The sequence below is a fragment of the Acinetobacter sp. 22512 genome, assembly GCF_052044755.1.
Classification (GTDB): Bacteria; Pseudomonadota; Gammaproteobacteria; order Pseudomonadales; family Moraxellaceae; genus Acinetobacter; species Acinetobacter pittii.
This window is the reverse complement of the sequence record NZ_JBQENP010000013.1, coordinates 17197-29303: the sequence shown is the minus strand read 5'-3', so window position 1 is coordinate 29303 and position 12107 is coordinate 17197. Positions and strand designations below refer to the sequence as shown.

Genomic DNA, 12107 nt, shown 5'->3' with positions numbered 1-12107 from the left:
ATTAACGCGGTTTTAATGTCATGATTCTATTTAATAAGGACGATCCAATGCGTAATGTAATTACCGTAGAAAAAGAATTTAATGCTCCTCTTACTGATGTATTTAATTTGCTCTCTAAGCATTCAACTTACAATACTGCTTTTGCACCTTTACAGGTTGTGCGTGTTAAAGACTCCGCAGATTCTAAAAGACCTGATGGTTTAGGCTCAATTCGACGTATGGGATTTGGTCCAATTAAGCCACTTAAAGAAGAAATTACATTGTTGGAAGAAAATAAAAGTATTGAGTATAAATTAATAGAAAATCCTTTGATTAAACACCATTTAGGTAGAATCGAGTTTTCTGAGATTACTCCATACATTACCTTAGTTACATACCGCATCGAGTTAACGGCAAAAGCGCCAGTGGTCAGTAAATTAATCCTTGCACAGTTAAAACTAGCCATTACACTAGGCTTTTCGAGATTAGCTAAAGCATTTGCTTCTTAGTGAGAGTTCAATGACAGTTCAAATTATTACTATTGATGGTCCGAGTGGTTCGGGTAAAGGAACATTGGCCGCAAAACTTGCAGCACATTATCAATATCATTTACTCGATTCGGGTGCCTTATATCGTTTATTAGGGTTGTCATTACATAAACACGAGTTATTAGAGAAATTAGACAGTCAGCTTGATGAATGTATTCAATATGCACGTCAACTGGACATTAAATTTGAAACGTCTACCTCAGGGATTTTGGTCTTCTTGGATGGCGAAGATGTATCTCAAACAATTCGTACAGAACGAGTTGGTGAGTACGCATCAAAAGTTGCAGTGGTTCCAGAGCTTAGACAGGCACTATTTGAAAGACAAAGAGCTTTTGCGCAAAGCCCTGGTTTAGTTGCAGATGGTCGTGATATGGCAACATCTATCTTTCCAGAAGCCAATGCCAAAATTTATCTGACAGCTTCGGCAGAGTCACGCGCTGAGCGAAGAGTAAAACAGTTGCAGGGTATGGGGCTAGATGCTAAAATAAACGACATTTTAGCTAATATACAGGCACGAGACAAAAGAGATATGGAGCGAGAAGTTGCTCCGCTCAAGCCAGCCAAAGATGCTTATATCATTGATAGTTCGGAATTAACGATCGATCAGGTATTTAAGTTAATGGTTGATTATGTCGATAGCCGTACTATTTAGTAAATAGAATTATCAGTTGAAGCATAGCTTGATCAGTCTATAAAGACTATGTTGATACTTAACTAAACCGGCCTTGTCTGATCCAAGACCGCTGAATTTATCAGGTATATCATGACCGAATCTTTTGCAGCCCTCTTTGAAGAAAGTGAATTAAACCTCAACGTTGAAAAGGGTGCAGTCATCCAAGGTGTTGTTGTAAACATCGATAGCGACTGGGTAACTGTTGACACTGGCCTAAAGTCTGAAGGCATTGTTGACCGTGCTGAATTTTTAAATGAACAACGTGAACTTGAAGTTCAGGTTGGTGATACTGTTGACGTAGTTGTTGAAGCTCTTGACAACGGTATGGGTCAAACAGTTTTATCACGTGAAAAAGCTAAGCGTGCTGAAACTTGGACTAAACTTGAAAAAATCTTTGAAGATGGCGAAATCGTTACTGGTGTTATCTCTGGTAAAGTTAAAGGCGGTTTCACTGTTGACATCGGTCCTGTTCGTGCATTCTTACCAGGTTCATTAGTTGACACTCGTCCTATCCGTGACACTACTCACCTTGAAGGTAAAGAGTTAGAGTTTAAAGTAATCAAACTTGATGCTAAACGTAATAACGTTGTTGTATCTCGTCGTGCTGTTATGGAAGCTGAATCTTCTGCTGACCGTGAAGCATTACTTGCTCAACTTGAAGAAGGTCAAACAGTTACAGGTACAATCAAAAACCTTACTGATTACGGTGCATTCGTTGATCTTGGCGGTATTGATGGTCTTCTACATATCACAGATATGGCTTGGAAGCGTATCAAGCACCCTTCAGAAGTTGTTGAAGTTGGTCAAGAAGTTACTGTTAAAGTACTTAAATTTGACCGTGAACGTAACCGCGTATCTTTAGGCCTTAAACAATTAGGCGAAGATCCATGGTTAGCGATCATGAGCCGTTACCCTAAAGGTTCTATCGTTAAAGCTCGCGTAACTAACTTAACTGACTACGGTTGTTTCGCTGAAATCGCTGAAGGCGTTGAAGGTTTAGTTCACGTTTCTGAAATGGACCACACTAACAAAAATATCCACCCATCTAAAGTTGTTCAGATTGGTGATGAAGTTGATGTTATGGTTCTTGAAGTTGATGAAGAACGTCGTCGTATTAGCCTTGGTATCAAACAAACTCGTGCTAACCCATGGGAAGAGTTTGCTAAAGCTCATGAGAAAGGCGAAAAAGTATCTGGTACTATCAAGTCTATCACTGACTTTGGTATCTTCATTGGCTTGAACGGCGGTATCGACGGTTTAGTACACTTGTCTGATATTTCTTGGAACGAGCAAGGTGAAGAAGCTATTCGTCGTTACAAGAAAGGTGACACTGTTGAAGCTGTTATCTTGTCTGTAGACGCTGAAGGTAACCGTATCAGCCTTGGTATCAAGCAATTGAACAGCGATCCGTTCAATGACTTCTTAGCTGCTAACGAACGTGGTGCTTTAGTTAAAGGTACTGTAACTGCAGTTGATGCTCGTGGTGCAACTGTTAAGTTAGCTGACGAAGTTGAAGCAACTCTTAAAGCTTCTGAAATCAACCGTGACCGCGTAGAAGATGCGACTAAATTCTTAGAAGTTGGTCAAGAAGTTGAAGCGAAGATCATCAACGTTGATCGTAAATCTCGCTCTATCAACTTGTCTATCAAAGCGAAAGACGAAGCTGAAGAGAAAGAAGCAGTTGCTAGCTTGCGTACAGCAACTACAAGTCAAGACAATGGTCCTAAGACTATTGGTGACTTGATCAAAGCACAAATGAAGTAATAAGTTAACAAAGTACAGTTTCATGTAACGGAATTGTACTTTTTATACAAATTACTGTAAACGGTAGCCTAGTATTCAACATACTGCGCTACCGTTTTGTATTTAAACAGGTTATTATCGAACGACATAGAGTAGCAATAAATAACGAGGTCGTAGATGACTACTGAAGCTCTTAATAAGTCTGATTTGATTGAACGCATTGCGCTAAAAAACCCACACTTAGCTGAACCTTTGGTGGAAGAGGCGGTTAAAATTATGATTGATCAAATGATAGAAGCACTATCAACTGATAATCGAATTGAAATCCGTGGTTTTGGTAGCTTTGCTTTACACCACCGTGATCCAAGAGTTGGTCGCAATCCTAAAACAGGAAAATCAGTTGAAGTTGCAGCTAAAGCTGTTCCACATTTTAAACCCGGAAAAGCCCTTCGTGACGCAGTAAACGAATCTGGGAAATAAATAAAATTTATAAGTCGGGGTGTCTATGCGTTATATTTTAATTGCATTGCTTATTGTTGTATTTGGCTATTCTTTAGCACTTGTTTTGCAGAATCCAACAGAACTTTCTGTTGATTTGTTATTTACCCAAGTTCCAGCTATGCGTTTAGGCTTATTATTGCTACTCACATTAGTACTAGGAACAGTGGTCGGTCTTTTACTTGGTGTACAGGTTTTCAGAGTATTCCAAAAAGGTTGGGAAATTAAACGCCTGCGTAAAGATATTGACCATTTAAGAAAAGAACAAATCCAAAGTGCTCAATTAGCAGCGGCTGAAGCAGCTGCAAATGTAAGACATGAAAAAACCGTTGTAGATATTTATCCGCAAGATAAAAATTCTACTCCGCTATAATCCCCCCCGTACTACTCTTTATTAATGAGTAAAGAGTAGTATGTCTCTAAATTTTATCTCTTCTTTTATTCTTCTAAATATAAACGCTTTTGATCTTATCGCTTTAATTTTGGAAAGCAGCTCTCTACATTCCTTTATTCCTTCATGAGTTGTCTATTATAATAACGCTGATTTTATATGATGGAAGAAAGTCTCTTGAGTATCATTGTTGCGTTAGATGCAAAAAGCCAATATGACGCTTTAAAAATTGTTGAACAGCTTGATCCTGCTTTATGCCGCGTAAAAGTAGGTAAAGAGCTTTTTACTCATGAAGGCCCATCTGTTGTAAAAAAACTGCAAGAACAAAATTTTGAAGTTTTTCTTGATCTTAAATTTCATGATATTCCAAATACTACCGCTCAAGCAGTATGTGCAGCGGCTGATTTAGGCGTATGGATGGTAAATGTTCACGCTTCAGGTGGCCGTAAAATGATGGAAACTTGTGTGGAACGTTTAAAAGCGGGTAACTATCAAACCCAACTTATTGCTGTGACAGTACTCACATCAATGGGTCGGGAAGATTTAAAAGATATTGGTTTAGATATTGAACCTGTAGAGCATGTGAAGCGCTTAGCTAATTTAACGAAAGAAAGTGGCTTGGATGGGGTGGTTTGTTCTGCTCAAGAAGCTAAGATTCTTCGTGAATTGATCGGGCAAGACTTCTCTCTGGTAACACCAGGAATTCGTCCAGAAGGTTCTAATGCAGACGACCAAAAACGTATTGTGACTCCAAAGCAAGCTATGCTTGATGGTTCTACACATCTGGTTATTGGTCGACCGATTACTAAAGCAGAAAACCCAACAGAAATGTTGAAGTCTATTCTTGCTTCAATTACCTAAAAATTTAGGAATAAGCTAATTAATAACGGGGCAAGTAGGCTTAGTAATAAGCCGCTCATCATGGCATGTGGTACATAATGTGTACCACATGATTGTTTTACCATTGCTAAGGTAACATCCATTGAGGTTGCACCAGCACTTGAGATGGCAGGGCGTGGAAAACGCCAACCCATGGTATACATTAGAAAAATAGCAACAATTTCTCTAAATAAGTCGGTTAATAAGGCGATTCCACCCAACTCTGCCGAATGTAATTGCGTAAATAAAATCCCCGACATCGAATACCAGCCGTAGCCTTGTGCTAAAGCTAAAGTTTCATTAAGTGTAAAATGCTTGTGGAGCAAATAGTAATTCAAAAAGCCTGCTATACATGACCCTATAAAAGCGGCTAAGGGTACAATTAAAATTTTCCAGCTTAACCATGTGCGGTTAAAGTGGGTGAAGGCAAGTTCGATACCAATTAAAAAAATAAAAAGTAATAACAAATACCAGCTATTAAATGCGATATGTGAGGTGAATTGAGTAATGATAGCGCCGAATAAAACACCGACACCTAGTGCAAGAAAAGCCTTCGCAATATTCTTTAAAGCATTTACAAAAAGTTGTAGGGAAATTTTGCCTTTAACACTTTGTTTATCAAAAATTGTATAAGCAAATAAACACGTAAAGAACGAACCAAAAGACGTGGTAAGAGCAATGATAATAGCGGGTGGGAGTATGGCAGAAGGATTCTCGATTTGGTCAAGGGCCAAGGTTAATTCAAAAGCTACACTAGCTAAAAGAATATAAGAAAAATAGGGCAGTATTTTAAATATAAATTGTCGGATATTTAGAGATAGTTTGGGTGCTAGGAAATAACCGAAAGCCAGTGCTAAAAAAATTTGAATGATGAGATAAAAAGATTGCATATAATAGATAGATTGTTATCAATCTACCTATTATGTCTTGAACATTTTAAGCTGCATAGCTTTGTGAGCTTTTATTTAAAAGTAAGTAGTCTTTGGGCTTAACTTTACGTGTTTCTAACCAATACCTCCATGTGTAAGTTGGCCATAGTGAAAAGTTTCTACCATCGGCAGATTGATACCAACTACTACACCCACCAGCTTGCCATACGGTTCCTTGCAGCTGCTTTTGGACACGTTCGTTAAAAGCGTCTTGAATTTCAGGCTTGATCTCAATTGCTTTTTGACCAGATTCTTCTACTAACTGAATAAGCTGTAAAATGTAATTTACTTGAGATTCAATCATAAAAATAATCGAATTATGACCTAGAACTGTATTAGGGCCTACCAGTTGGAATAGATTGGGAAAGTTTTTAGTCATAATACCGTAATAGCTTTCAGCACCATCTTTCCATGCTTGTTTTAACTCGATTTGATTACGTCCGATACATGTGAAATGTTTTAAATAAATGCGTGGGTCAGTAATAAAACCTGTACCGTAAATTAAACAATCAATAGATCGTTCTTGACCATCTTTAGTAACAATAGTGTTTTCTTTGATCTCTTGAATGCTATCTGTTACTAGCTCAACATTTTTTCGGTTAAAGGTAGGAAAGTATTTATTTGAGATAAGAATACGTTTACATCCCATAACGAAGTCAGGTGTGAGTTTTTTTGCTAACTCTTTATCTTTAACTTGAAAACGGATGAATGCTTCTGCCAATTTTTGGCCATACTTCATGATTTGAGGTTGAACAATGGGTACAACGCGAGATTCATTACTCCAGTAAAGACGACTACGATGAATCTGGCGATAAATATTAGAAGATTTGAATAATGCTTTACTTAAGCTTGAATATTTGCGCTCATCACGTGGTATTACCCATGCAGCTGTTCTTTGAAATACATAGAGCTGTTTAACATCTTTGGCTATTTCAGGAATATATTGAATTGCGCTACCACCTGTACCAATAGATGCGACTGACTTTCCGTTTAAGTCATAGTCATGTTCCCATTTTGAGGAATGAAATACTTTTCCTTTAAATTTTTCAATCCCTTTGATAGGAGGAATTTGTGGGATGTGTAGGGGACCAGATGCAAAAACTACAAATTGAGCTTCTATAGAAAGTTGGTTCTTAAAATCTAGAGTCCACACATGACGTGTTTCATCATATTGGACATGAGTTACGTCATGGTTAAATTTACAGTAATCTTTAATTTTATATTTTTGTGTAATGTCTTGAATATAATTAAAGATCTCTGGTCCCTCAGCATAGCGTTTTGTCCAATCTGTTTTTGGTGCAAAAGACAATGAATACATATGAGATTGAACATCACATGCTGCACCTGGATAACGATTTTCTCGCCAAGTTCCACCGACATCGTTTGATTTTTCTAAAATAACAAAGTCTTGCTGTTGATTTTGGAGTAAACGGATTGCCATTGCTAGGCCACCAAAGCCAGCACCAATAATAGCGATTTTAGTTTTTTGAATAGCATCTTGCTTTGCGTTTAGCATTGGAAACTCTGCATAAGCTGAAAAGAGGATTGCACGCAAGACTAACGTTTTTTAATCAGTTTAAACATGATTGTATCGACGTGAAAATTGATAGATTCGGCAATTAATTTTCTTGCTTCTTTATAGTAAAACATTTCAGTCTAGGGAAATTGATAGAAGAATGAAACGGTCGATACTTGGTTTAATCTATTTAATTCAAGGAATGCGCAATGCTGGCATTGATGTCGACTCACGTTTGGCCGATATAGGTATTAAAGTCGATGCTTTAGACCCGAGTTCCACAATTCATGATCGTCTTGAATGGGACATTCAACAAATAATTAGTAAAAATGTAGAGCCTGAAAAGGGTTTATTTATTGGACAGCATTACGCTTTAGCGGGTTACGGCCCATTGCTTATGCTGCTTGTCACAAGTAATGATATTCAAACTGCTTTAAATAAGGGTATAAAATATCAAAAGCTTACGCATTTATTTGGTAGCTTAGCTTTATACGAAACTGATGAGCGGACGATTTTAAATTATTTGCCTGTTGATTTAAAAACGGAAATTGGCCAGTTACGGGCACAATGTGAAATCTCTGGAACTTATAAATTTATTCAAGATATTTATACGATGATGGGATTACAAATGCCTACGATGCGTATAGAACTTCCATTTGAAAAACCTACTGATATAGATACTTTGTCAAACTATTTTGCATATTATGGCGAAGATGTGCATTTTAATGGTAAATATGCGGCATTTAGCCTAAGTAAGGATGTACTTGAAATCAAGATTCCTTCTGCCGATATCATTACACATCGTATTTATGAATCAAAATGTATTGCAGAAATAACAAGATTAAATCAACAAGATCATCAAACTCCACATATCATACAATGTGTGCAAGATTATCTTGAACTGCAACAAGGAATTATCCCGAGCATGGCGGAAACAGCTTTTGCATTGAAAATGCCTGAAAGGACATTAAGGCATCAACTGCAACAGCTAAATACGAGTTATAAGCAAATTCGTGAACAAATTATCAAGAATAAGGCATTGAAGCTTATGGAATATAGGGAATACTCAATAGAAGTTGTTGCTGAATTACTCGGCTATTCTGAACCGGCGGCATTTAATCATGCATTTAAACGATGGTTTGGACAGAGTCCTCGGCAATATGCAAAAGAGTCATCGTCGTAACTCTTGATGCTAAAAGCTAATGTGGTTGAACAAAATGTTCGCTATACTCTCATCAGTTAAAATTGAAATAAAACGATATGTTAAATTTAAAATCTTCTCATAGTACTGCATTCACACCTTCTTCCCCAGCAGAACGCTATGCTGAGGCTTTAGCTTCAGGTCAATTTATGGCAGATGAAGCGCAAGCACAGGCAGTGCAAGAATTAGATCGCGTATGGAAAGAACTTTTAAACCGTTATAAAGCCTCAAAAAAAGCTTTCCGTCGTTTCCGTCGTCAAACTTCACCTAAAGGTGTATATATGTGGGGCGGAGTAGGCCGTGGAAAAACTTGGCTTATGGATCAATTTTATGAATCTGTGCCATTTCGCCGTAAAACGCGTATGCATTTTCATCATTTCATGCAACATGTTCATAAAGAGCTAAATAAGCTTTCAGGCCAACGTAATCCACTTGAAATCGTAGCTGACCAAATCTATAAAGATGCTGTCGTTATCTGTTTCGATGAGTTCTTTGTATCAAACGTAACAGATGCAATGATCTTAAGCGATTTATTCCAAAAATTGTTTGTTCGTGGTGTGACATTAATCGCAACATCAAACATTGCACCAGATGGCTTATATAAAAACGGTATTCACCGTGATCGTTTCTTGCCAACCATTGAAATGGTTAAAAAGAACTGTGCTGTTTTAAATGTAGATGCAGGTGTGGACTATCGTTTGCGTGTACTAAAACAAGCTCAATTATTTAAATCGCCATTAACGAATGAAGCTCAAAGCTGGATGGCTGAACGTTTTAGTGCTTTAACTCATACACAAGCTCATTCTCAAGAGCCGATTGTGATTAATAATCGTGTTGTCGAGACTTTGGGACATACAGAAGATGTGTTGTGGTGTGAGTTTTCTGAACTCTGCTTTAAACCACGTAGCCCAGCAGATTTTATTGAAATTGCGAATATTTATAATACGGTTCTAGTGAGTAATGTTCCTCATTTGACAGATTTCTTGTCAGAAGGTACTCGTCGCTTTATTTATCTAGTAGATGAGTTTTACGATCGAGGTGTGAAATTACTTTTAACGTCTCAAGATAGTATTATTGATATATATCAAGGTGAAAAGTTAGCATTTGAAATTGAACGTACGCGTTCACGTTTGCTAGAAATGCAGTCTGATGAATATTTACATTCTGAACACCGACATATTGATGCTACAAAAACCTCTTAAGTAAAGTAGATATGAAAAGCGCTCTAGATTGAGCGCTTTTTTATAACAAAAAATAGATAAATTTAATTAAATAGTGCTTTTTCACGCAGCAAAGTTTGATATAACTAAATACGCTTTAGAAAAACAAGATAGTGAAACTTTTTGTCTGTTAACAAAAAGTCTAGTTTCAGTATCTTTAAATATTGAATAAATTGATGGGAATCTTAGTTAGAATTTTAATATTTCCTATATAGAAAATTTTATCTTTGTCAATAGTTTTGCAAGGGAAAATGCTTACTATTTAGGAATGTGATATTAGTATTCAGCTTAATTTAAATCGGTATACTAGGATTCTCTTGGTATAAAAAGTAGCAACTTCAGGAAAGACAATGACTGCACGTATTCAAAAAGGCAAGTTAGCGATTGCTAAAGAACTTTACGATTTTATCGAAAATGAAGCTTTACCAGGTTCTGGTTTAGATAGTGAAACTTACTGGAAGAACTTTGAGCAAGTTGTTGTCGATCTTAGCCCAAAAAATAAAGCATTATTGGCTAAGCGTGATGAATTACAAGCAAAAATTGATGAATGGCACCGTAACAACAAATTTGAATTAGGTGCTTATAAAGCGTTCTTAACTGAAATTGGTTATTTATTGCCAGAAGTTGAAGATTTTCAAATTACTACTGAAAACGTAGACGAAGAAATTGCTTTGTTGGCAGGACCACAGTTAGTTGTACCTGTACGTAATGCACGTTATTGCTTAAATGCAGCAAATGCCCGTTGGGGTTCTTTATATGATGCACTTTACGGCTTCGATGTAATTTCTGAAGAAGGTGGAGCTGAAAAAGGTAAAGGATATAATCCTGTTCGTGGTGCAAAAGTTATTGAGTTCGCTAAGAATTTCTTAAATGAAGTTTTCCCGCTTGCTCAAGGTTCACATGCAGATGCAAAAAACTATGCAATTGAGCAAAATAAACTTGTTGTAACTTTGAAAGATGGTTCAAAAACAGGTTTAGCTCATGAAGCTCAGTTTGTTGGTTTCAATGGTGAAGAAGCAAATCCTTCAGAAGTTGTACTTTTAAGTAATGGTCTTCATGTCATTATCGAAATTGATGCAAATAGCCCAATTGGACAAACTGATCCAGCGGGTGTTAAAGATTTAACATTTGAAGCGGCAGTAACCACAATTCAAGATTTGGAAGACTCTGTTGCGGCTGTTGATGCAGAAGAAAAAGTTGAAGGTTACCGTAATTGGTTAGGTTTAATGAAGGGTACACTTCAAGAATCTATTGAAAAGAATGGTAAAACTATTGTTCGTGATCTAAATAAAGACCGCGAAATTAAAAACTTAATTGGTGGTACAACAAAACTTCATGGTCGTTCACTTATGTTACTTCGTAACGTAGGTCACTTAATGACTAACCCAGCTATTTTGGTAGATGGTGAAGAAATTTTCGAAGGTATTATGGATGCATTGGTAACTCCATTGTTATCAATTGCTGATATCCGTAGTACAAACGAAAATAAAAACTCTCGTAAAGGTTCTATGTATATTGTTAAGCCAAAAATGCATGGTCCTGAAGAGGTTGCGTTTGCTGTAGAGTTATTTGAACGTGCTGAACAGGCGATTGGATTACCTCCTAAATCGTTAAAAATCGGTATTATGGATGAAGAGCGCCGTACATCTGTAAACTTGAAAAACTGTATTGCTGCTGCTAAAGACCGTACAATCTTTATTAATACTGGCTTTATGGACCGTACGGGTGACGAAATCCATACTTCTATGGAAGCTGCGCCAGTTGTTCGTAAAGAAGCTGTTAAAACACAAAAATGGATTGCTGCTTACGAAAACCGTAACGTTGCAATTGGTTTGAAATGTGGTTTACAAGGTAAAGCACAGATTGGTAAAGGCATGTGGCCAAAACCAGATAGCATGAAAGATATGTTAGCAACTAAAGCTGCACATCCAAATGCGGGTGCTTCATGTGCTTGGGTTCCATCTCCAACTGGTGCTGTTCTTCACGCGATGCATTACCATCAAGTAAATGTAAAAGCACGTCAAGATCAGTTAAAAGCTGAAGAAATGTTGTCATTAGATGATCTGTTAACACCACCATTTGCACCTGATACAAATTGGTCAGCGGAAGAGATTAACAATGAACTTGAAAATAACTGCCAAGGTATCTTAGGTTATGTTGTTCGTTGGGTTGACTTAGGTGTAGGTTGTTCGAAAGTTCCTGATATTAACAACGTGGGCTTAATGGAAGACCGTGCAACATTACGTATTTCTTCTCAACACGTTGCTAACTGGTTACGTCACGGTATTGTAACTCGTGAACAAGTTGAAGAAGTGCTTAAACGTATGGCAAAAATTGTTGATGAGCAAAATGCAAATGACCCATTGTATAAACCAATGGCAGCTAACTTTGAAACAAATATTGCTTTCCAAGCAGCTTCTGATCTTATCTTCAAAGGTTGTGAACAGCCTTCTGGTTACACTGAGCCGTTACTTCATGCTGCTCGTTTGAAGTTAAAAGGTTATACAGGTGATTAATTTCATCCTGTTTT

11 protein-coding genes are annotated in these 12107 nt (G+C 37.2%); 9 read left to right on the top strand and 2 right to left on the bottom strand.

Annotated elements, in window-relative coordinates; translation table 11 throughout:
- Nucleotides 1–47: 47 nt before the first annotated feature.
- The 6 genes from ACTJJG_RS13880 to pyrF all read left to right on the top strand — a co-directional run bounded on the left by ACTJJG_RS13880 (nt 48) and on the right by pyrF (nt 4693).
- On the top strand, nt 48–488 hold the full coding sequence (locus tag ACTJJG_RS13880; RefSeq protein WP_002121449.1) for an SRPBCC family protein: 441 nt from the start codon (nt 48–50) through the stop codon (nt 486–488).
- A gap of 10 nt (nt 489–498) precedes the next feature.
- On the top strand, nt 499–1179 hold the full coding sequence (gene cmk / locus ACTJJG_RS13875; protein WP_002121478.1) for a (d)CMP kinase: 681 nt from the start codon (nt 499–501) through the stop codon (nt 1177–1179).
- A 111-nt stretch (nt 1180–1290) separates the two neighbouring features.
- Nucleotides 1291–2964, top strand: a complete 1674-nt coding sequence (gene rpsA / locus ACTJJG_RS13870; RefSeq protein WP_002121348.1) for a 30S ribosomal protein S1 — start codon at nt 1291–1293, stop codon at nt 2962–2964.
- A 156-nt stretch (nt 2965–3120) separates the two neighbouring features.
- Nucleotides 3121–3423 (top strand): integration host factor subunit beta, encoded by a 303-nt coding sequence (locus ACTJJG_RS13865; protein ID WP_002121337.1) that lies wholly within the window; start codon nt 3121–3123, stop codon nt 3421–3423.
- A 25-nt stretch (nt 3424–3448) separates the two neighbouring features.
- Nucleotides 3449–3814 (top strand): lipopolysaccharide assembly protein LapA domain-containing protein, encoded by a 366-nt coding sequence (locus ACTJJG_RS13860; protein WP_002121360.1) that lies wholly within the window; start codon nt 3449–3451, stop codon nt 3812–3814.
- Nucleotides 3815–3994: 180 nt separating this feature from the next.
- On the top strand, nt 3995–4693 hold the full coding sequence (gene pyrF, locus ACTJJG_RS13855) for an orotidine-5'-phosphate decarboxylase (protein ID WP_045126426.1): 699 nt from the start codon (nt 3995–3997) through the stop codon (nt 4691–4693).
- Here pyrF and ACTJJG_RS13850 read toward each other — a convergent pair.
- Nucleotides 4690–5601, bottom strand: a complete 912-nt coding sequence (locus ACTJJG_RS13850; RefSeq protein ID WP_032057014.1) for a lysine exporter LysO family protein — start codon at nt 5599–5601, stop codon at nt 4690–4692. The genes pyrF and ACTJJG_RS13850 overlap by 4 nt on opposite strands.
- Before the next feature lie 46 nt (nt 5602–5647).
- Complete coding sequence (locus tag ACTJJG_RS13845) at nt 5648–7195, bottom strand: flavin-containing monooxygenase (RefSeq protein WP_080776870.1); 1548 nt, start codon at nt 7193–7195, stop codon at nt 5648–5650.
- Nucleotides 7196–7316: 121 nt separating this feature from the next.
- Here ACTJJG_RS13845 and ACTJJG_RS13840 point away from each other — a divergent pair, with 121 nt between their 5' ends.
- From ACTJJG_RS13840 to ACTJJG_RS13830, 3 genes are all read left to right on the top strand, one after another.
- Nucleotides 7317–8339, top strand: a complete 1023-nt coding sequence (locus ACTJJG_RS13840; protein WP_032057012.1) for an AraC family transcriptional regulator — start codon at nt 7317–7319, stop codon at nt 8337–8339.
- Nucleotides 8340–8416: 77 nt separating this feature from the next.
- Nucleotides 8417–9559 (top strand): cell division protein ZapE, encoded by a 1143-nt coding sequence (zapE, locus tag ACTJJG_RS13835; protein ID WP_002117902.1) that lies wholly within the window; start codon nt 8417–8419, stop codon nt 9557–9559.
- A 368-nt stretch (nt 9560–9927) separates the two neighbouring features.
- A complete protein-coding gene (locus ACTJJG_RS13830; RefSeq protein WP_032057011.1) occupies nt 9928–12093 on the top strand; it encodes a malate synthase G in 2166 nt (721 codons plus the stop codon).
- Nucleotides 12094–12107: the final 14 nt, after the last annotated feature.